This window comes from Flintibacter porci (assembly GCF_041925195.1).
Taxonomy (GTDB): Bacteria; Bacillota; Clostridia; order Oscillospirales; family Oscillospiraceae; genus Lawsonibacter; species Lawsonibacter porci.
Map to the genome: position 1 here is coordinate 1 of NZ_JBHEVB010000001.1, position 20778 is coordinate 20778.

General features: G+C 57.2%; 17 protein-coding genes. 14 read left to right on the top strand and 3 right to left on the bottom strand.

The window, feature by feature from the left end; genetic code table 11:
• From ltrA to ACEVJL_RS00020, 4 genes are all read left to right on the top strand, one after another.
• Nucleotides 1-1777, top strand: a 1777-nt coding sequence (gene ltrA / locus ACEVJL_RS00005; RefSeq protein WP_374736497.1) for a group II intron reverse transcriptase/maturase, incomplete at its 5' end; no start/stop codon positions are given.
• A 147-nt stretch (nucleotides 1778-1924) separates the two neighbouring features.
• Complete coding sequence (locus ACEVJL_RS00010) at nucleotides 1925-3010, top strand: VirD4-like conjugal transfer protein, CD1115 family (protein ID WP_484489531.1); 1086 nt, start codon at nucleotides 1925-1927, stop codon at nucleotides 3008-3010.
• Entirely contained in the window at nucleotides 2964-3305 is a 342-nt protein-coding gene (locus ACEVJL_RS00015) for a TrbC/VirB2 family protein (protein ID WP_177610765.1), read from the top strand. The genes ACEVJL_RS00010 and ACEVJL_RS00015 overlap by 47 nt, the downstream gene beginning before the upstream one ends.
• Nucleotides 3306-3372: 67 nt before the next feature.
• Complete coding sequence (locus ACEVJL_RS00020) at nucleotides 3373-4212, top strand: VirB6/TrbL-like conjugal transfer protein, CD1112 family (RefSeq protein ID WP_374736500.1); 840 nt, start codon at nucleotides 3373-3375, stop codon at nucleotides 4210-4212.
• On the opposite strand, the gene ACEVJL_RS00025 is transcribed toward ACEVJL_RS00020, so the two are convergent.
• Nucleotides 4207-4440 (bottom strand): hypothetical protein, encoded by a 234-nt coding sequence (locus ACEVJL_RS00025; RefSeq protein ID WP_374736501.1) that lies wholly within the window; start codon nucleotides 4438-4440, stop codon nucleotides 4207-4209. The two genes, ACEVJL_RS00020 and ACEVJL_RS00025, sit on opposite strands and share 6 nt — an antisense overlap.
• Nucleotides 4441-4513: 73 nt before the next feature.
• Here ACEVJL_RS00025 and ACEVJL_RS00030 point away from each other — a divergent pair, with 73 nt between their 5' ends.
• From ACEVJL_RS00030 to ACEVJL_RS00045, 4 genes are read left to right on the top strand one after another with little or no spacing between them, the layout of a single operon-like run.
• Nucleotides 4514-4852, top strand: coding sequence for a PrgI family protein (locus tag ACEVJL_RS00030; protein ID WP_374736502.1), 339 nt, complete (start codon nucleotides 4514-4516; stop codon nucleotides 4850-4852).
• Entirely contained in the window at nucleotides 4849-7203 is a 2355-nt protein-coding gene (locus ACEVJL_RS00035; RefSeq protein ID WP_374736503.1) for a VirB4-like conjugal transfer ATPase, CD1110 family, read from the top strand. The genes ACEVJL_RS00030 and ACEVJL_RS00035 overlap by 4 nt, the downstream gene beginning before the upstream one ends.
• A 4-nt stretch (nucleotides 7204-7207) precedes the next feature.
• The gene (locus ACEVJL_RS00040) at nucleotides 7208-9145 is read left to right on the top strand and encodes a C40 family peptidase (protein ID WP_374736504.1); all 1938 of its coding nucleotides are present in this window, start codon (nucleotides 7208-7210) and stop codon (nucleotides 9143-9145) included.
• A 56-nt stretch (nucleotides 9146-9201) separates the two neighbouring features.
• Complete coding sequence (locus ACEVJL_RS00045) at nucleotides 9202-10263, top strand: anthrax toxin lethal factor-related metalloendopeptidase (protein WP_374736505.1); 1062 nt, start codon at nucleotides 9202-9204, stop codon at nucleotides 10261-10263.
• A gap of 56 nt (nucleotides 10264-10319) precedes the next feature.
• On the opposite strand, the gene ACEVJL_RS00050 is transcribed toward ACEVJL_RS00045, so the two are convergent.
• Complete coding sequence (locus tag ACEVJL_RS00050) at nucleotides 10320-11978, bottom strand: helix-turn-helix transcriptional regulator (RefSeq protein ID WP_374736506.1); 1659 nt, start codon at nucleotides 11976-11978, stop codon at nucleotides 10320-10322.
• A 42-nt stretch (nucleotides 11979-12020) separates the two neighbouring features.
• A complete protein-coding gene (locus ACEVJL_RS00055) occupies nucleotides 12021-13346 on the bottom strand; it encodes an ABC transporter substrate-binding protein (protein ID WP_374736507.1) in 1326 nt (441 codons plus the stop codon).
• 343 nt (nucleotides 13347-13689) lie between these two features.
• Here ACEVJL_RS00055 and ACEVJL_RS00060 point away from each other — a divergent pair, with 343 nt between their 5' ends.
• The 6 genes from ACEVJL_RS00060 (at nucleotide 13690) to ACEVJL_RS00085 (ending at nucleotide 20459) form a co-directional block, all read left to right on the top strand.
• Entirely contained in the window at nucleotides 13690-14082 is a 393-nt protein-coding gene (locus ACEVJL_RS00060; RefSeq protein ID WP_374736508.1) for a hypothetical protein, read from the top strand.
• Nucleotides 14079-14387, top strand: coding sequence for a zinc-ribbon domain-containing protein (locus tag ACEVJL_RS00065; protein ID WP_374736509.1), 309 nt, complete (start codon nucleotides 14079-14081; stop codon nucleotides 14385-14387). The genes ACEVJL_RS00060 and ACEVJL_RS00065 overlap by 4 nt, the downstream gene beginning before the upstream one ends.
• The gene (locus ACEVJL_RS00070; protein ID WP_374736510.1) at nucleotides 14384-14836 is read left to right on the top strand and encodes a hypothetical protein; all 453 of its coding nucleotides are present in this window, start codon (nucleotides 14384-14386) and stop codon (nucleotides 14834-14836) included. Before ACEVJL_RS00065 ends, ACEVJL_RS00070 begins: the two co-directional genes overlap by 4 nt.
• 564 nt (nucleotides 14837-15400) lie before the next feature.
• Complete coding sequence (locus tag ACEVJL_RS00075; protein WP_374736511.1) at nucleotides 15401-17365, top strand: S-layer homology domain-containing protein; 1965 nt, start codon at nucleotides 15401-15403, stop codon at nucleotides 17363-17365.
• A gap of 150 nt (nucleotides 17366-17515) precedes the next feature.
• Complete coding sequence (locus tag ACEVJL_RS00080; protein ID WP_278904831.1) at nucleotides 17516-18850, top strand: extracellular solute-binding protein; 1335 nt, start codon at nucleotides 17516-17518, stop codon at nucleotides 18848-18850.
• A 25-nt stretch (nucleotides 18851-18875) separates the two neighbouring features.
• Nucleotides 18876-20459: a helix-turn-helix transcriptional regulator gene (locus tag ACEVJL_RS00085; RefSeq protein ID WP_374736512.1), complete on the top strand. Its 1584-nt coding sequence runs from the start codon at nucleotides 18876-18878 to the stop codon at nucleotides 20457-20459.
• Nucleotides 20460-20778: the final 319 nt, after the last annotated feature.

Sequence of the window (20778 nt, forward strand, 5' to 3'; positions counted from 1 at the left end):
ACTGGTATTAAGCCCGGACAACATCATGCTGGCCTACAGAAATATCAAGACCAACACAGGCAGCTACACAGCAGGAACAGACAAGCAGAATATCGGTGACATTGGACGGCTTCCACCGGTTGAGGTCATCGGTAAGGTCAGAAAAATCGTCACAGGCAGCGAACACGGCTACCGTCCCAAACCAGTGCGCCGGAAGGACATCCCAAAACCAAACGGCAAAACCAGGCCGCTGGGTATTCCTTGCATCTGGGACAGATTGGTGCAGCAATGCATCAAACAAATCCTGGAACCCATCTGTGAGGCAAAGTTCAGCAACAACAGCTATGGGTTCCGCCCGAATCGGTCAGTGGAACACGCAATTTCCCGTACTTACTCCCTGCTGCAACGGGCGCATTTGCACTATGTTTTGGAGTTTGACATCAAAGGATTCTTTGATAATGTGAACCACAGCAAACTTATCAAGCAGCTCTGGACGCTGGGCATCCAGGACAAACAGCTTCTGTTTGTCATCAGGCGCATCCTGAAGGCTCCCATCCGTATGCCGGACGGCAGCACCGTTTACCCGACAAAGGGAACGCCCCAGGGCGGGATCATTTCCCCGCTGTTGGCCAATGTGGTGCTCAATGAGTTGGATCACTGGATCGACAGCCAATGGACGGAACACCCCGTGGCAAACCGCTACGGAACATGGCGCACCATCCGCACCTCTGAGGTCTTTGACAAGAGCAAGGGCTACCAGAAAATGCGGAACAGCAATCTCAAAGAAATGTTCATTGTGCGCTATGCGGATGACTTCCGTATCTTCTGCCGGAACCGAGAGGACGCGGAGAAGACCATGGAGGCCGTCACAAGGTGGATTACCGAACGGTTGAAGCTGGAGGTCTCCCCAGAGAAAACACGCATTGTCAATGTCCGAAAGCGCTACTCCGAGTTTCTTGGCTTCAAAATCATGATGTACCGCAAGGGTGAAAAGTATGTCGTAAAGTCCCACATCTGTGACAAAAAGCTACAGTTGGAAGAAAGCAAGCTCGTGGAGCAGGCAAAGCGCATTGCAAAACCAGCCCAAGGGCGAACGCAGCCGGACGAAATTGGTCTGTTTGACGAAATGGTGCTGGGCATCCAGAACTACTACAGGATTGCTACCTGTATCAGTCTGGACTGCCGGAAAATCCACCGCAGAGTCATGACAGTGCTGACAAACCGTTTAAACACAGAAACCGGCTGTCAGCTCGTCCGGGAGGGCGGCGCTATGACGGACAGCGAAAAGGAGCGTTTCGGCGCTTCTCAAATGGTGCGGTATGTGTCCGGTATCAACCGGCCAATCTACCCCATTGCGTTTATCAAGTATAAAACCGCAATCGGAATCAGCACCGCCGTCTGCTGCTTCTCTCCGGCGGGACGGAAAAAGATACACGATAATCTGGAGATAGATACGACCTTGTTTGCGTATCTGCGAGAACATCTGCCGGAAGGCCACAGCTTGGAATATGCCGATTGCAGTCTCTCCCTGCTGTCTGCCCAGAAGGGCAAGTGTGCTGTCAGCGGCGAATGGTTCTTGCAGCCGGACAGCATCGTGTGTCACATGAAGGTTCCAAAGGAGCAGGGCGGCCAGGAGCGATACAGCAATCTGGTGCTGCTCCACAGGCGGTATCTGCCATTGCTGACTGACCAGGACGCTGCCGCTCTCAAGAGTATCTGCAAACAACTGGCTGTTACAAGAAAACAACTGGCCAAAATCAACAACCTGCGCACCGCCGCAAAATTGGCGGCAATCTGAACAACTTTCTATTGGTGATTGATTAAATGCCTGATAACACAATCGATGGAACGCCGGATGCGGTGAAAGTCGCATGTCCGGTGTGGAGTGGGGGAAAATCCGGCGATTACTTCAAAGGATTACCTATCACTATAGGCAGAAATCGCGCTGGACTCAGCCCTTATGCTCTACCTCGTCAGCGAAGCGCCCCCGGAGGAACAGAATTTTGAAATGCTGATCTACATGATGAACTTTGCCGAGGTGCGGGAGGAGGACGATCAATACCGCAGCCCGCTGGATATGCTCTTTCGGGCATTGGAGGAGGAACAGCCCAACCATGTGGCGGTGAAGCAATATAAGGCTTTCAAACAGGCGGCGGGGAAAACCGCGAAATCCATTTTGGTAAGCGCCGCTGTGCGGCTGGCCACCTTCAATATCCCGCAGTATGCCAGAATGACAATGGTGGATGAGATGGACTTTGGCAGCCTGGGTGAGAAGAAAAAAGCCATCTTCTGCGTGATCCCTGTTGATGACAGCAGCATGAACTATCTTGTGGGAATGCTCTACACCCAATGCTTTCAGGCACTTTACCGCAGGGCGGACGAGAAACACAACGGGCGTCTGCCTGTGCCAGTGCGTGTCATTCAGGACGAATGGGCGAATGTGGCCCAGCCGGAGAGCTATCCGAAGATCCTTGCCACCTGCCGCAGCTACAATATCGGGCTGAACATCATCGTGCAGAACATCCAGCAAATCAAGGCGCTGTATGAAAAGGAATGGGAGAGCATCATCGGCAACTGCGACACGCTGCTGTTCCTCGGCGGCGGCAACGAGCCGACTTCGTTGGAGTTTATCGTAAAGCTGCTGGGCAAGGAGACCATCGCCACCCGCACACGGGGGCAGACAAAGGGACGCAGCGGCTCCAGCTCTACCAACTTCCAGCAGACGGGCCGCGACCTGATGACCATTGACGAAGTGCGGAAACTGGACACCAATAAAGCGATCTTGTTTATCCGCGGGGAAGACCCCGTGCTGGACAAAAAGTACAACATCAAGCGACACCCCAACATTAAGCTGACGACAGACGGTAAGGCAAAGCCTTATATCCATAAGCCGCAGGGCGCGCCGGATTATGCGCTGCCCGATCTGCCCTATGCGTTCCGGTCTTTGGACGATTACGAATTTATTGACATGGAGGATACAGAACATGAATCTGAACAAGAAGAATCTTTGGAAACCGACGGAGCCGAATAAGGTGAAGCGGCTCTATTGGACGGCGGCTGGGGCTGCTGTTCTCTGCCTTTGCTGCGCTACGCCTGCGATGGCGGCGGGCAGCGATCCGCTGGATATTGTAAATAACCTTTCCGATTTTATTTTCAGCATTATCAAGGCGCTGGGCGTTATTATTCTCGGCTGGGGCATCGTGCAGGTGGGTATGTCGATCCAGTCCCACGATGCCAGCCAGAGAACGCAGGGCTTCCTCTGCCTGTTTGGTGGCTTAATGATCGCCTTTGCAAAGGAAATTCTGACCGCCATCGGCGCGATCTAATGAAAAGAGCCGGGAGATACTGTCTTGCGGCGGATCTCCCGGCTCCCTTGCGGGAGGTGATTTTCATTTGGATAACAACTGGATCGTAGAAAACCTGACCAACGCCTTTGGCGTTTGGAATAGTAAAATGACGGAAATGTGGTCACTGCTGACGGAATCGCCCCAAACCTTCAAGGGCGGCACCATCTGGCAGACCATTGTGACCATCAACGGCGGGATGCAGGCCATCGGCTACGGGCTGCTGGTGCTGTTCTTTGCCATCGGTATCTTTCGCAGTGCCTCCGGCTTTCGGGACTTTCAAAGGCCGGAGCATTTGCTGCGGCACTTTATCTACTTTGTGCTGGCAAAGCTGGGTATCACCTACGGTATGGACCTGCTGGTAAATATATTTGACGTGTGCAGCGGCATTGTGGCAACGGCGGCGGGCAGCATCGGCGGCTTGACCGGCGCATCCGTGGCGCTGCCGCAGGAGATTGCGGACGCCATCGGAGATGTGGGCTTTTTGGCGAGCATCCCCCTCTGGCTGGTAACGCTGCTGGGGAGCCTGTTTATTACAGTGCTGGCATTCATTATGATCCTCACCGTCTATGGGCGCTTTTTTAAGATTTATATGTATGCCGCGCTCTCCCCGGTGGCGCTGGCGTCCTTTGCCGGAGAAGGAACTTCCCACTTCGGCAAGGCGTTCCTTCGGAGTTATGTAGGCGTGTGCATGGAGGGTGCGGTGATCGTTCTGGCCTGCATCATCTTTTCGGCCTTTTCCTCCAGCGGTACGCCGGTGGTGGATAGCAGCGCCTCCGTAGTGACGCAGGTGCGGAGCTATTTGGGCGAGGTCATATTTAATTTGCTGGTGCTGGTAGGCTTAGTGAAGTCCGCCGACCACATCGCCAAGGAAATGCTGGGGTTATGAGTGATCTCTTGCTTTCCGGGCCTGCCGTTGGGCGGACTTCCGTTCCCGCTTTTCTTCCATTTCCTGCAGCCATTCGCTGACCGGTGCTTTCCACGGTTCGCTCTTGCTAAGAATGTTCTTAATCAGGCTGCGGGGATTTAGTCCCAGCCGCTTGGCACGGGCAATATCTTCATCAGTCAGACGACACTTCTTTTTTGCATCCTGCCATAGCTGTTCACTATATGCCATAGGAAAGAAGTTTCCTTTCATTTTTTCTTTATCGTACCACATCGTACATAACAAAACAACACGGAGGAATTCAATGGAAATCAAAATCAACAAGGAGATTCGCACTTACCGCGAAACGCTCTTTTTCGGTCTGTCCGTGCGGCAATTTGTCTGCTCCGTTTTGGCGGTGGGCGTTGCTGTGGCGCTGTATTTCACCCTGAGTCAAGTGTTGGACCGGGAAACGGTGAGCTGGGTGTGCATCGTCGGCGCGGCTCCCGTGGCCACTGCCGGTTTTTTTCAGTACAACGGTCTTACGCTGGAACGGTTTTTATGGGCGTGGCTGAAATCCGAGGTCATCATGGCAGGCAAGCGTGTCTGGAAAGCGGAAAACTACTATGAAGAAGCGATGAAACGCGAGGTGAAGAAACATTGATCCTTTTCAAGCATCGGCGCAGCGCGGAGCGGGACGCCTTTTCCGTTCCCCGCAGCGTTCAAAAATCTATTCCCATCAAACGTATTTATCAAGACGGCGTGTTTCAGGTAAGCGGCAAGTTTTCAAAAACTTGGCGCTTTTTTGATGTCAATTATGCCGTGGCCTCCCCGGAAAAGCAGCGGGAACTCTTTATGACCTACTGCTCCTTCCTGAACTCGCTGCCCATCGGTGCCACAGCGAAGATCACGCTCTTTAACCGTCAGCTCAATCAAAAGGACTTCGGTCGGACGCTGCTCATGCCCATGCAGGGCGACCGCCGTGACCTCTACCGCAACGAGTATAACGCGCTTGTTTTGGGCAAGGCGGCGGAGAGCAACAATCTCATTCAGGAGAAGTACATCACCGTTTCGGCAGAAAAGAAAAGTGTGGAGGAGGCCCGTGCGTTCTTCTCCCGCGTTGGGACTGACCTCACCACGGGACTTTCCCGTATGTCCTCCAGCGTCCGTGAGATCACGGTCAATGACCGCCTGCGGCTTCTGCATGACTTCTATCGCCCCGGCGAGGAACAGCTATTCCGGTTCAATTTGGAGGACACCATGCGAAGGGGCCATGACTTCCGGGACTGCATCGCCCCGGACTGTATTTCCTTTCAAAAAAATCACTATGAGTTGGGCGATCATGTGGGGCGCACCCTGTTTCTGCGGGAGTATGCCAGCTTTATCTCCGATGCGATGATTACGGAGCTGATGGACTATCCCCGGAATATGATGCTTTCCATTGATATTATTCCTGTGGCGATGGACGAAGCAGTGAGCGATATTCGCAAGCGCATTATGTCCGTGGAATCGGATATTACCCGCTGGCAGCAGCGGCAGAATCAGAACAACAATTTTACCGCCAATATCCCCTATGACTTGGAGCAGATGCGGAGCGAAACGAAGGAGTTTATGACTGACCTCATGAGCCGCGACCAGCGTATGATGCTGGCTTTGGTGACGCTGACGCACCTGGCAGATAACCTTGAACAGCTCGATCAGGACACCGAGGCTCTGCAAGCCATTGGGCGGGCGCGGGGCTGTCAGTTTAACATTCTGCGCTACCAGCAGGAGGACGCGCTGAATACGGTGCTGCCCCTCGGCTTAAAGCGTATTGACGCCACCCGTACTCTGACCACGGAATGTACCGCTGTCCTCATGCCGTTCAAATCGCAGGAAATTCAGGACGCAGGCGGCATTTACTATGGCGTGAACGCCGTGTCCCATAACCTCATTATCTGCAATCGCGGGAACTTACTCAATGGCAATGGCTTCATTACTGGCGTCTCCGGCTCTGGCAAGAGCATGGCGGCAAAGCAGGAAATGACCGCGCTGGCCCTTTCTACAGACCACGACATTATCATCGTGGACCCTGAGCGTGAATACGGCGAGCTGGTACGGGCATTGGGCGGTGAGGTCATCACCATCTCTGCCTCTGATCCAAATGGCTGCCACATCAATGCGCTGGACTTGTCCGAGGGGTATGGCGATGGCAAGGAGCCGCTGGTGATGAAGTCCGAGTTTATCATGTCGCTCTACGAGCAGCTTATGGGCGCGGATAAGATCGAGCCGCAGGAGAAGTCCATCATTGACCGCAGCGTGGGAAACATTTACCGGGAATATTTGAAAAACTATCAGGGACAGCCGCCCACGCTGAAGGACCTCTATGACGACCTGATGAAGCAGGTCAACCCGGAGGCGCACCGTATCGCACTGGCATTGGAGCTGTTCACAGTGGGCAGTCTGAATGTATTTTCCCACCAGACCAATATCAACACAAAAAGCCGTATCCTCTGCTTTGACATTCAGGACTTGGGTGAAAATCTGAAATCGGTGGGCTTGCTGGTGATGCTGGACGCCATCTATAACCGCGTCATTCAAAACCGCAAGGCGGGGAAATATACCCATGTCTACATCGACGAGATCTATCTGTTTTTCGCCAATGGGAGCGGCAGCGGACACAGCATTACCAATTACAGCAGCGAATTTCTCTACAAGTGCTGGAAGCGCTTCCGCAAATACGGCGCGACGCTCACCGGCATTACACAGAATGTGGAGGAATGTCTGCTATCCAATACGGCGCGGATGATGTTCGCAAACTCCGAGTTCCTGCTGATGCTCAATCAGGCCACCACCGACCGGGAGCAGCTTGCCCGACTGCTGGGTGCATCGGATACGCAAATGAGCTATGTGGACAATGCCCCGGCTGGCCACGGGCTCATCAAGGTAGGCGGGGCCATCGTGCCTTTCGCCAATGAGCTGCCCAAGAATACAGAACTGTATCGCCTGATGACCACCAAGCCGGGTGAGGATTGATGGTATGAAGGATTTGAAGATCAAACCCGGCATGGACACGCCAAAGGCAAAGCTGAAAAGCCACGCACCCAAAGATGCGGATTCCCTTCTGAAACAGCACATGGACAAGCGGCAGCGGGAAAAAGAGCCGGAAAGCTGCGATCCCGTGCGTTACGCCACCGACCGCGTGGAGAAAACTATGCGCCGTGGTGCAGCTGGGGCGGCGGATGCCTCGCGGCGTATGATAAAGCGCTATCAGGAGCAGAAACGGCAAGGTAAGAATAGTGCGTCAGAAAGCCGTACTGCGGCAGAAACGCTCGAAACCATGGACGGCGTGACACCGGCAGAAAGGGGCCTGTCCGATACGCTGCAATCACACGCCGCACGAAACAAAGTCGGAAACCAGACCATTTCTCCGCAAAATTGCGGAGGCGCAAAAAGTGCAAATGCCGCCCCGCAGGAGCGTGGGCGGCAGAAAGCCATGGGGGACGCAAAATCCGCCTATCGGCGGAACCTTGCCGAGAAAAGAACAGCAGAGCGGCACATTGTACCTCCACCGTCCGACCGTGGAGGCACAATGACCACTCCGCAGAAAGGCAATTCGGGGGTATCGGCCAAGGGCAGCCCTGGCCCCAAGAGCGGACAGGCCATGACCAAGGCCACGCGCACCATGCGTGTTCGACCAACTGACCACGCAGCGCCGAACAATGCAATCATCACGCACCGCGCAAGGGCGGCGGCGCAGAGAAAGGCACAGCGGGCGATGCTTCAGGATTCTGTAAAGAACGGCGGAAATGCCGCAAAGAAGCTGGGCGGAACAGCGGTGCAGGCGATAAAGGCCGTGGGCCGGGGTGTGGCGTCTGCGGTCAGCTCGATCCTGTCGGCAGGCGGCGGTGCGGTGGTGCTGGTGCTGATACTGACGGTGATCCTTGTGGCGGCAATCGTGGCGTCCCCCTTCGGTATCCTCTTTTCCAACGAGAGCCGGGAGGCGGGCGTTGTGCCGATCTCCGCTGCGGTGGCGCAGGTCAATTATGAGTATAACGAGCGGTTGGAGGAATTGCAAACAGCGGACAGCTACGACTCCATCTCCGTGACCGGGCAGTCTGCCGATTGGATAGAGGTGCTGGCGGTATTCGCTGTGAAGGTTGCCGGAGCAGATGCAGATGCCGCGGACGTAGCCACCATGGACACCGACCGCATCGACCGTCTGAAAGCGGTCTTTTGGGATATGACTGCCATCGCACACCGCATTGAGGTCATTCATCATCCAGACAGCGGCGAGGGCGATGATGGCTGGACGGAAAAGAACCTCTACATCACGATCTCTGCCAAAACGGCGGAGGAAATGAAAACGGAGTATCATTTCAACCGGAATCAGATCGCAGCGCTGGACGAACTGCTGGAGCATCGGGACCTCCTGCGTGAGCTGATCGAGAATGTGTACTCCGTCAGCGGGGACACGGCAGCGCTGATCCGCAGTTTGCCGACAAATCTATCACCGGAGCGTGAAGCGGTGGTGCGCACCGCCTGTTCTCTTGTCGGCAAGGTGAATTATTTCTGGGGCGGCAAGAGCCTTGTGATCGGTTGGGACGCCCGGTGGGGCGAGCTGCGGCAGGTCACGGCGGCGGGCAACTCTACCTCGGGAACCTACCGCCCCTACGGCTTAGATTGCAGCGGATTCGTCGATTGGGTGTTTTACAATGCCACGGGCGGACAGTACATCATCGGCCATGGCGGAGGAGCGTCTGCCCAGCACAGTTATTGTACACCCATTAGCTGGAGCGATGCCAAGCCCGGCGACCTTGTCTTTTATCCAGGCGACAGTCATGTGGGAATCGTAGGCGGCAGAGATGCCAACGGAGGACTGCTCATCATCCACTGCGCCAGCGGCTATAACAATGTGGTCGTTACTGGTCTGGAGGGCTTCACCTCTATCGCAAGGCCCAACTACTACACAAACTGACAGTAAGGACCGGCGCAATGCGCCGGTCCTATTTTATTGTGAAATGGGGGAAAACGATGAGAAAAAAATTGACGGTATGCTGTACCGCATTTTTGCTGGCGCTGTCGCTGACGGTTCCTGCATTGGCGGCATCCAGTGCATTTCAGGACGTACCGGAGACTGCGGACTGCTATGAAAGCGTGATGTATCTTGCGGAGCATGAGATCACGCAAGGCACGGGGAACGGATGCTTCTCCCCGGATGCGCCGGTGACGGTGCGGCAGTGGGCGATGATGCTCTGCCGGGCCTATGAGGTGAAGGTCGAGGGCAGCTCATGGAGTGATCTGAGCCAACGTGCTGTGGAGCAATCCTACCGGAAGGGCTGGCTGAACGAAACTGCACGCTCCACGCCCAATATCCAGCTATGCCGGGGAGCGCTGCTCAAAAGCGCCTTTGCCGCAGCCAAGATTCCCGTTTACGACAGCATACTCTATGCTGGCGGCGTGTCGCTGCCCGATCATGAAAACTGCATCCGCATCGGGAAGGAGCTTCAGCTCTGCGGCGAGGAGGATGATGCAAACGAGATCGTCACCCGCAGGGACGCTGCCATGCTCCTTCACGCAATCCTGACCAGAGCCTTCGCCGTGACAGCCCCGGCAGCTCCGGTGACGTTAGTGAACGCGGCAGACGTCAACATCAACGACTACCTGCTGGCGCTGCGGCAGGTGCCGGAGCCGGTGCTTGCCGCCTTCAACGACGCCGGCTGGACATACCGTATCGACTTCGACTACATCAGCGAACTCAGCAAGCAGCTGAACATGAGCTGCATTGGAGCCACCAACTACAGCCAGAAAACCATCTACATTTCGGAGGCCAGCGCGACACTTCATGAGTTCGGGCATTTTCTGGATGGACAGTTGGGCTTCCCTGCGGAGCATGAGCAGCTATATCTGGCGGAGGCGCAGAACTCCGGGCTGCGGGATTACGCCAAAACCAACGCCAGGGAATACTTCGCGGACTGCTTTGACTACTGGATCACCCACGGCAGCAATTCAGAAATGATGGAGCTCCTGAGAAAGAATGCACCACAGACCTGGGCCTACTTTGAGGCACTGGAGAAAAACAACTGGAGCGGCTGACATCTGAAGCCGCCCCCGTCAGGCTCAACGCTTGACAGGGGCGGCTTGTTTCTTGTTCAGTTTTGTGCTTCTCGCTCCTGACGCAGAAGTGCGATGCATATCTTGAGCTGATAGGCTTTGTGGATGCCCAGCTTTCTGTAAATGTTTTTGCGGTGTGTGGCGATGGTGCTCTCCGAGCAGTTTCTTTGTTCGGAAAGCTCGCGGGGGCTGCTGCCATCGGCCAGGGCCTCCAAAATCTCCCGTTCCGTCGGCGTCAGCATATCATAGCCCACCAGGAACATCTCATAGGTCGCCGGATCGATCTCGGATTTCCGGAAGTAGGCCAGTCGCTGGGCGTCGGCCTGCGCCGCTTCAAACTGCCCTTGCAGCTCTTCATTCTTATCCAAAAGCTGCACGGCCTGCTCCTGCACGGTCTGCTTTTCCTGCTCCAGCGTGGTGATGATCTTCTCATGTTCCCGATCCTGCGCCTGCAGCGTGGCGGAGATCGGTTCAAAGTCCGAAAACGCCATCTGCTCGCCGCCGCGGTCCTCGTCCCGCAGCCGATCCAGATCCCGATGCACTGGAGCGAGATACCGGCGCGCCAGATACAGACAGCAAACGATGGCAGAAAACATCAGCAGCGCCGAGAGCAACACCGTCTGCATAATATTTTTGGCAACAGCGAGATTGTAATCCTCCTTCGGAATCAGCACCGCCAGCGTGTGGGGCGTCCCATCGCCCTTTGCCGCGGTAAGGCTTTTCACCATGCCGACAAAAGAAAAACCGTCGCCGTTCAGGGACACCAAACCGCTGCTCATCGGCTTAACGGTGAGTGCTTCGGGAGGAACATAGCAGAAGCCTTCCTCCGTATAGGTCATCAGGGCGGCTCCCGCGTCTAAGGTATCGCCGCTCTCCGTAGTCAGCAGGCAGGCGAGGCGGCTGAGATTGGAGGGCTGGTCATAGCGCGCGGAAAAGAAGGACTGATTGATGGCGAAACCGCACATTCCATAGACCGTGCCGTCTGCCCCGATCATGGGGATCGTTAGCAGAACCGCCTTTTCCGAGGTCCCCGGCAGGGTGACAAGGTCTGTGGTGCGGCGGGAATCGGCAATCGGGGCGGCAGCCTGCATGGTATGCTCCGCGTAATTGGGGAACTGCCCAATATGGAATTCCTGGGCCCACTTCCGGTGCGGCATGACATTGTGCGCTTTGCCCACGCTGGCGATGCCCCGGAACAGCAGCAGGTTATTGGTCACGCGCCCCGCGTTTGCCCTTTGCACATAGAGGCCGCTGCGGGCGTCTGCCGCATCCCAGTCGCTCATGGAGCTTTCCAAGACGACGAACGCACCGGAGCAGTCCGCCTGCCGGACATACTGGCTCAGCGGCTCCAGCATAGCGTCCTCCACCGCTTTGGTCGTCTCCACATTCCCCTCCAACTCCTTAAAGGAGATGCCCTGCTGCTGCAGCGTGTCCTCCAGCAGCGCGGTCATATCCTCGGAAAGAAGGATGCTCATAACGGAGACGTTATGCCAAAGGGATTCCATATCGTTCTGAAAGATCTCCATCTGGAGATCCAGCGCCTTTTTGATCTCGGCCTTGGGACTGCTCAACCGGCCAAACAGGGTGAGTCCCGCATAAAGCGCCGCGACCAGCAGCACCGCCAGCACGATCATGTAGCCGATGAGCTTATGCCGCATGGAGCGCCGAGCGTTTTTCAGATAGGACGATACCTGCATGGGGCCTTCACCTGCCTTGATGGAAAGTTACGGAAAAGTGATTCAGTGGATGGAGCGGAACAGCGCCCAGGTCTCCTCCGCCAGCGTCTCCACATCCTCACCGGCAGCGGCCCGCCGGGGCAGTTCCTGCTGCAGCTGCCGCAGGCCGTCGTACAAGGCATGGACCTTGGAGTAGTAATCGTTGAAGCGCACTTCAGCCAGCGGGGTATAGGTTTCCTGCATGGTCTTGAGGGCGGCGTAGAGATTGGCATAGCCCTGATCGGCAAATTCTACTTCATCAATGGAATCAAAGGCCCCGTTCCGCACCGGCATATAGCCGGTGGAGGTTACGAAGTCCAGATTGCGCTGCTTCTCCGTCAGCCAATGGGCAAACAGGCTGGCGGCCTCCGCCTTCTGTTCCGTGGTCTTGTAGGCGCACAGGCCCACGCCCGCCTGAGTCATCAACGGCTCTGCCCCCGCTGTCATGGGCATGGGGACCACCTGCAGGTCCATCGGCTCGCTGTGCCCGTCCTCATAGGTCACGGTATCATTATAATAAAGGATCGCCGCGGAGGAGCCAAGGCCGGAGAGCACCTCGCCGGTCATCACCTGCGTATTGGAATAGAGGTCAGACACCACGATATGCCCCTGGGCCAGCGCGCGGGCAAACTGCATCCAGCTTTCCTTGAAAACGGCGTTGTCGAAGTCATACCAGCCGTCTTCCGTGTAGAAATCTTCCGCGCCGTGCTCCAGTGCGTTCAGCTCCACGGCGCGGATGGGGTAGTCCATGGCGCAGAAAGGCTCCGTGCCGTTCGACCAGTCATAGAACTTCCCGGCAGCGTCATAGAATCCCTCCCAGGTGGAGAGGTCGTCATAGCCCACGCCGGTGGCGGCGGAAAAGCGGGCAAAGCCCGTGCCGTTGAGCATGAGCAGCTGCGTGGATTTGGACAGGGGGAACACCAGCAGTTTGCCATCCGCCTCGCCGTCGGCAAGGAAACCGGACACAAATTCACTCTGCTCCTTCTCCGTGAAATAGTCATTCCAGTCCAGCAGATTATCCTCGCCCAGGGCGATGGCGTCCCCGATGTGGCAGGTGAAGAGGTCCGGCATCTCCTGCGCGGAATCCCTCTGTGTCTCTAACAGAAAGCCGCCGATCTTCGCGGCGCTGCTCAGCTCCGTCACCTTGACGCGGACGCCCTTCTCCGTCCCCACGGTGCGGTTGAATTCCTCCACCAGCGTGTCCATCGGGGAACCGGCCTGCTCGCCGTATACGTGCCACATCGTCAGCTCCACCGGCTCCTTGGCCGAGAGCAGCGACTTGTTTCCGCAGCCCGTCAGGGCAAATACCATGATAACTGCCATGAGAATGGCGTAACCTTGCTTTTTCACCGCTATGTCCTCCGTGCACAAACACTTGTCCGCGAAAACGCTGTTTTCCGGCGATTTTTGAAAATTTTTTTTCGTCCGTCTACCCTAAATCGAGGTTTTAGGGTATGACAAGATTTTAAATCTATGGTACAAAACAGGCAGACGGGGAGGCGAGATCGCCGTTCGGCCCCCGTCAAAGGAACAGAGAATCGTGAAAGGGGTACCCCTTTAGGTTGGAGCGAAGCTCCAACCTAAAGACCGCTCGACGCTCTATATCCTGTCGAGCCGACCGCCTCGTTAGGCATTGTAGCATATTCCACGACAGCTTTACAAGACGAAATGAAAAAAGAAAGGAGGAATGCGGATGACGCAGGTACGGAAAACGGCGACCTACCGGGTCCTCACCGACTCAGGAGGCGACAGGATCTTTCGCTTCTACTGCGACATCTCCGGCGAGCTGTGCTGCGAGAGCAAGCCCATCCGGGCGGACACGGAGGAAGCGGCGCTGGAGATCGCGTGGGAACAGGAGGGCAAGTGGGAGTTCAACCTCTGCCCCAAATGCGGGAAGTATGTCTCCTCCGCGATGTTCAATGTCAACGCGGGATTGTGTCTGGACTGCGCGCCGTGGGAGGATGAGTATCCCTCGTTCTGCCATCACTGTGGTGCAAGGCTGCGGGAATCGGACGCCTGCTTCTGCCCCGCCTGTGGAGCGAAGCTGCAGGTGGGCGGCACAGACGGAAAGGAGGAAGCCAAATGACAGACTATGACCTGAGGACCCGACGGGCCCTGCGGCAGGTGACGCTGCTGGAGTTCGGCTTCGGACCGGAAACCATGCGGCGGCGCAAGATCTGCCCCAACTGCGGCAGGGCCAACAGCGCCGACCGGACGGACTGCGCCGACTGCAGCGCGCGGCTGCCGGAGATGACCCTCTATGACCTCTACCGTTCCCGCCACCGCTGCTGCCCCAAATGCGGCGTGGCCGTCACCGACGTGGCGCGGTACTGCCCCGAGTGCGGGGCGCGGCTGCCCAAGGGAGCGGTGAGACAGGAGGCGGCGGTATGAGCCTCTTCCGGAGGCGGGAGCCTCCCCTGCCGAAAGCGGCGGTGTGCTTCGCTTTGCCATTCAGGACCCGCCGTGCGGCGGACTGGCTGAGAAATCTGGGCGGCTGTCGGCCAATCGGCATCCTCTCGGACGACTGCGACGACGTGGTGTGGCAGTGTGCTGCCGAACAGGCGGACCTTCTGCTGCTGGAAACCGACTTCACCGAGGGCGTGGAGGACAAGGACGTTTCTGCCCGCTGCGACATCGCCATCGAGGTGCGGCGGAAGCTGCCGGACTGCCGGGTCTATCTCGTCTGTGAGGATGGCTACCCGGAAAAGCTGGCCGCTCTGGAAAAGGCCGTGGAGCTGAAGCTCATCGACGGCTACTGTCTGGGGGCCCTGACCGACCGGCAGGCGCGGGCGTGGCTCCGGGAGACGGCAGAGGCCATGCCGGGCGGGAGCGCCCGGTAAAAACCGACCCGGCGGCCGCGGGCCGGGGACAAAAACGCGGCGCACAACAAATTCTTTCGATGAAGGAGGAAGAGGAGCATGAAGAAGAAACTGTTGAGTATCCTGCTCTGCCTCGTCATGGTGGTGGGATTGCTCCCGACCGCGGTGCTCGCCGCCGGTGAAGTGGCAATTGACGAGGCCAATTTCCCGGATGCAAACTTCCGGAGCTATGTTAAAAATGAATTTGACACAGACAAGAACGACAAGCTCAGTAGTGCGGAGATCGCTACGGTTAAAAAGATCGAAGCGAACAACAAGGGCATTAAAAGCTTAAAAGGCGTCGGATTCTTTACGGCGCTGGAGACGCTGAATTGCTGGGATAACGAACTGACCGGGCTGGATCTGAGCAAGAATACGGCGCTGAAAGAACTGCAATGCTCGAACAGCAAATTGCAGTCACTGGATTTGAGCCAGAACACGAATCTAACATACTTGTACTGCGGAAAGAACCCGCTGACCACGCTGGATCTCAGCAAGAACGCAAAATTGAAAGTGTTGAATTGCAGCGGTTTTGGAAACAAAAACATGGAGTTGACCGAACTGGATTTGAGCCAGAACACGGCGCTGGAGTCCCTGGATTGCTCGCTCAATAAATTGAAGGAGCTGAATGTGAGTGGCTGCACGGCGCTAGTAAAGCTGGACTGCGGAGGTAACCAATTGGACGCACTGGATGTGAGCAAGAATAAGAATCTGATAGAATTGCTCTGCTCGTCTAACCAATTGGAAGCGCTGGATGTGAGTAAAAACACCAAATTGGAAAAATTGTACTGCAGGGACAACTTTCTGGCTGAATTGGATGTGAGCAAGAACCTCGAATTGAAAAGTATCAGCTACGGGAAAAACGGGTTGACCTCGCTGGATCTGGATAAGAACGAAAAGATAACAGACGTAAATTCAGATAATCAGCAGTTTTATAATAAGGACACTCTGCGAACCTTTGACATGAAAACTCTGCCAGGGTTTGATCCCAAAAGAGCGATCGACTGGCAGGGCGGCACAATGGATGAGACGACCGGTATCCTGACGGTGGACGCAGACGCTGAAGCGGTCACCTACAATTATAAGACCAAGTCTGATAGTACAGATGCAAAGTATCTCATGCCATGCAAAATGGAAGTCCGGGGGGGCACGACCCCGCCGCCCACGCCGGGCACCAAAACAAAGGTTGACGTTCCCACTGCCAAGACAAATCTTGTTTACAACGGTGCGGCGCAGACCGGCGTTGTAAACGGTGTGGGATACACACTGACCGGCAATACTGCGACCGATGCAGGAACATACACTGCGACCGCGACGCTGGTGACGGGCTATCAGTGGACTGATGGCAATACAGATGACAAAAAGATTGAGTGGACGATCCGCCAAGCGGATCAGGCTGCACCCGAAGCCCCGGAGCTTGACAGCCGCGATACGACCAGTATCACGCTCAAGTCTGTTTTCGGCGCTGAGTACAGCATGGATGGTACGAATTGGCAGCCCAGTCCAAGCTTTACGGGACTGTCTTCCAACACTTCTTATTCCTTCTATGCGCGCCTCGCTGAGACGAAAAACTATAACGCTTCTCCTGCGAGTGCCGCGGCAAACCTCTCCACCACCGGCACCGGCACTGGTACCGGCACTGGCACTGGCACCGGCACCGGCACTGGTACCGGCACTGGCACCGGCACTGGCACTGGCACCGGCACTGGCACCTCCACCGGTACCGGCACGACCACCTATCCCATCACCGTGAAGAGCGCCAAGAACGGCGACGTGACCGCGAGCCACAAGACTGCCTCTAAGGGCACCACCGTCACCCTGACGGTCGATCCCGACAAGGGCTATGTGCTCGATACCCTCACCGTTCTGGATGGCAAGGACAAGGAGATTAAGCTGACCGAGAAGAACGGCAAGTATACCTTCACCATGCCCGATTCTAAGGTCACCGTGGCGGCCACGTTCAAGGCTTCTGCCCCCACCGGCAAGAATCCCTTCATCGACGTGCCCGCAGGCTCCTACTATGAGGACGCCGTGATCTGGGCCGTGGACAAGGGCATCACCACCGGCACCAGCGCCACTACCTTCAATCCCAATGGCATCTGCACCCGTGCGCAGGCCGTCACCTTCCTGTGGCGTGCTGCCGGCAGCCCTGCTGCCAAGTCCAGCGCCATGCCCTTTGCCGATGTGAAGGCCGGCAGCTACTACGAGACGGCAGTGCTGTGGGCTGTGGAGCAGGGCATCACCAAGGGCACCAGCGACACCATGTTCAGCCCCGACGCCACCTGCACCCGTGCGCAGATCGTCACCTTCCTGTGGCGTGCCAACGGCAGCCCCGCTGTCAGCGGTAGTTCTGCCTTCACCGATGTGGCCTCTGACGCTTACTACGCGGCGGCAGTCACCTGGGCGGAGAAGAATGGCGTCACCGGTGGTATCGGCGGCGGCCTGTTCGGCTCCGACAACAACTGCACGAGAGCCCAGATCGTCACCTTCCTCTATCGCAGTGTGAAGTGATCCTCCGGGCATAATGCGCAAGCAAAGTACCGAAAGGCGCGGCGGCCACGCCGCCCCCCCTCCCCCCCCCCCCTTGAAAGGACGATTATGAGAGGAAGAAAAACGGGCGTGAAGAATGAACCCTTTCCCACTGAGCGAGGAGGCATATCCATGAAAAAACGAATCTTCCTGCTGGCGGCGCTGGCCGCCGGTCTCGTGCTGTGCCTCGCCGCTTGCGGGGAAACCAACGGAGACCCCATCACCGTCACCCTCTGGCATGTTTACGGAGGTGAGGTGAACTCACCCATGAACGCGCTGGTGGATGAGTTCAACCGCACCGTGGGTCAGGAGCAGGGCATCCGGGTGCGGGTGGACAGCGTCAGCAACAGCGGCATTATCCACGAGAGCGTGCTGGCCGCCGCCTACAAGGACCCCGGAGCGCCCGAGCTGCCGGACCTGTTCGTGTCTTACCCAAAGACCGTGTTGGCGCTGCCGGATGAGAACATTCTGGCGGACTACCGGGACTATTTTACCGACGAAGAGCTGGAGGGCTACCTCCCTGAATTTGTTGAGGAAGGAACAATCCATGACCGGCTGGTCATTCTGCCGCTGGCAAAATCCACGGAGATCCTCTTTGTGAACAAAACGGCCTTTGACCGTTTCGCCGCCGAAACCGGCGCAAGCCTGGACGAGCTGGCCACCTGGGAGGGGCTGTACACCATGGCGGAGCGGTATGCGGACTGGTCGGGCGGCAAGTGCTTCTTTGTTCACGACTGCCACTTCAACTATTTCCAGGTGGGGGTGGAATCGCTGGGCGAGGACTTTTTCGACAAGAACGGCATTGCCTTCGGCCCCAAATTCGCCTACGCATGGGAGCCTTACGCCAGAGCCGCGCTGACCGGCGGGCTTTGGCTGGGCAGCGGCTATGCCACCGAGCCGCTGCGCACCGGCGATGTGATCGCGTCCGTCGCCTCATCCGCCAGCGTGCTGTACTATTCCGACGTGGTGACCTATGAGGACAACCGCACCGAGCAGGTGGAGATCGTCTCGCTGCCCTGTCCCATCTTTGAGGACGGAGAAAAGCTGGTCATGCAGCGGGGCGTGGGAGTCTGCACGGTAAAGTCCACGCCGGAGCGGGAAAAGGCCTGCATGACCTTCCTGAAGTGGCTGACCGAGCCGGAGCGGAACGTGGATTTCGTTACGTCTCTTGGATACATGCCGGTGACGAAGGAAGGCTTTGACCGCTACCTGCCTGCCGCTATCGAGACGCTGAGCGATCCCATGTATGTTTCACTCTATGAAGCCTTTTTGAAAACACGGCAGGACTACACGTTCTATGTGCCGCCCCAGCGGGAGGATTATCTCAATCTTGAGACCCACTTTGAAAAGGCGGTGCGTCTGCGCCTGGCAGCCGGGCGGGCCCAGTACCTGGAGCAGGGCGCGGACGCGCTGGAGCCGCTGCTTCGTACCGTGCGGGAAGAGCTCCAAAAAAGCTATGGCAAGTGACAAAAACGGGAAGGGAGGGATCTCCGTGCTGCGTTTGAGCAGGCGTCTGTCCAAAACTGACAGTTCAGCGGGCAACCGCAGCATCGGCGGCAGTCTGGCGCTGTACTGGCTGTGCATGGTGCTGGCGATGCTGGCTGCCGCGCTGCTTCTGCTGAGCGTGACGGGTGTCCTCTCCCGCACAGCACGCCAATTCGGAGAAACGGCGGCTTTGCAGCAGAGCAACACCGCCGCACTTTTTACTGCCCAGATGGATGCCCTCGCCGCGCAGGGCATTGAGCTTTCCGAAACAGTCGGTGGAGAGCTGGAGCGCTTTCTTGCCCACCGCGGTCTCTCCTTTGACGCGTTGAACGACGATCCGGCGCTTATCGCAGAACTGGAATCCCTGATGATCCCCACTCTGGAAACCGCCATGGCGGGCAGCACCTGCAGCGGCGTATATTTCTGTCTGGATGCCACGGCCAATACAACGCTGCCGGAATCCAAGACCTCCCGCATGGGGGTGTATCTCCGATATTCCAGTCTGTGCTCCGCCCATCCCAGCGGCACCACAGCCTATTTCCGGGGAGCGGTGGATGCCGCCCGGGAAAACGGCCTGCAGCTTCATAACCGCTGGAATCTGGAGCTGGACACGTCCCTGGTCCCCGGCTACCGGCAGGTCATGGCGTGGGAGGGTGAGCGGCTCTCCGGCGGCTGCCTCTGGACGGGGCGGGTACCGCTGCTGGATACCTGGGAGAGCGTGACGCTGCTGTGCGTTCCCGTGCGGGATGGGAGTGGAACGGTGCGGGGGATCTGCGGCATGGAGCTCAGCGAGCTCTACTTCGGCCTGTCCCACAGCACGGTCCCCAGCTCCTACGGCAGCTTTCTGATGCTGCTGGCCCCCATGAACGGGGATACTCTCCTTCTGGATAAGGCCATGCTGGGCAGCACGGAGGGGACGGACCTGTCGGCCTCCGGTGAGATGAGGATCCGAAGCGGCAGGGACTACGATACCTTTATCTGGAACGATACGACCTATCTCGGAAAGTACCAGATCATCCCCGGACGGCTGGCGGATGGCTATCCCCTGGCGGCGGTGACGCTGATACCGGAGAGCGGCTACCGCCACCGTGCCCAGACCGCCCGCATCGGCTGGATCCTTGGCTCCCTGGGCTTCCTTGCGGGGATGCTGGTGCTGGCCGCCGCCCTTTCCCGCCGCTTTGCCACGCCCATTGCTCAGGGCTTTGCGGCGGCCAGAAGCCAGGCGCAGGACTGGCAGCCTACAGGGATCCGGGAGATCGACGAGCTGACGGCCTACTTCCACAGCCGCCTGCGGGAAAGCCAGCCCGAGGCCGCCCTGCCCCGGCAGGTGGAAAGCCTTGTGTCCGAGCTGATCGACCGGGCAAAGGGGCTGACCGGTACGGAGCGCGTGATCCTGCGCTACTATGCCGAGGGCTATGCGGTCAAGGACATCTCCGGCCTGCTGTTCATCAGCGTGGGGACGGTGAAGGGCCACAACAGCCACATCTACAGCAAGCTGGGAGTGGATTCCTACGACAGCCTGAAAGCGTATCTGGATGTTCTCCGGCGCTGTGAGCGGCTGGAGGAGCTGCTGCAGGGCGGCGGTAAATAATCGTACCGATGAAAAAGGCTGCCGGTTGGCAGCCTTTTTTCATATCGATAACGGACAGGGGTGTTTTTCCCATGCCGCAGTACCTGCCCAAAGGGCGAACATCCCCATCTCTGGACGGAGGACGGAAAAACCGTCCTCCATTTTTTGATTGTCGAAAATATCCAACATATACCGCTTGCTTTTGTGCGTTCCGTCTATGACTGAGTCCTGTTTTTGCGGTTTTTGCCCCAAAACAGGACGTAGACCTATATCATTTTACGGAAAGCTATGGTAGAAATAAGCTGAGACACGGCATTCCCGCCGCCAGGCCGTCCCCCAT

Excerpts from the sequence above, each read along its gene's own strand:
- ACEVJL_RS00015 (WP_177610765.1), top strand. The coding sequence starts at position 2,964 with ATGAATCTGAACAAGAAGAATCTTTGGAAACCGACGGAGCCGAATAAG.
- ACEVJL_RS00025 (WP_374736501.1), bottom strand. The coding sequence starts at position 4,440 with ATGGCATATAGTGAACAGCTATGGCAGGATGCAAAAAAGAAGTGTCGT.
- ACEVJL_RS00030 (WP_374736502.1), top strand. The coding sequence starts at position 4,514 with ATGGAAATCAAAATCAACAAGGAGATTCGCACTTACCGCGAAACGCTC.
- ACEVJL_RS00040 (WP_374736504.1), top strand. The coding sequence starts at position 7,208 with ATGAAGGATTTGAAGATCAAACCCGGCATGGACACGCCAAAGGCAAAG.
- ACEVJL_RS00045 (WP_374736505.1), top strand. The coding sequence starts at position 9,202 with ATGAGAAAAAAATTGACGGTATGCTGTACCGCATTTTTGCTGGCGCTG.
- ACEVJL_RS00050 (WP_374736506.1), bottom strand. The coding sequence starts at position 11,978 with ATGCAGGTATCGTCCTATCTGAAAAACGCTCGGCGCTCCATGCGGCAT.
- ACEVJL_RS00060 (WP_374736508.1), top strand. The coding sequence starts at position 13,690 with ATGACGCAGGTACGGAAAACGGCGACCTACCGGGTCCTCACCGACTCA.
- ACEVJL_RS00065 (WP_374736509.1), top strand. The coding sequence starts at position 14,079 with ATGACAGACTATGACCTGAGGACCCGACGGGCCCTGCGGCAGGTGACG.
- ACEVJL_RS00070 (WP_374736510.1), top strand. The coding sequence starts at position 14,384 with ATGAGCCTCTTCCGGAGGCGGGAGCCTCCCCTGCCGAAAGCGGCGGTG.
- ACEVJL_RS00075 (WP_374736511.1), top strand. The coding sequence starts at position 15,401 with ATGGAGTTGACCGAACTGGATTTGAGCCAGAACACGGCGCTGGAGTCC.
- ACEVJL_RS00080 (WP_278904831.1), top strand. The coding sequence starts at position 17,516 with ATGAAAAAACGAATCTTCCTGCTGGCGGCGCTGGCCGCCGGTCTCGTG.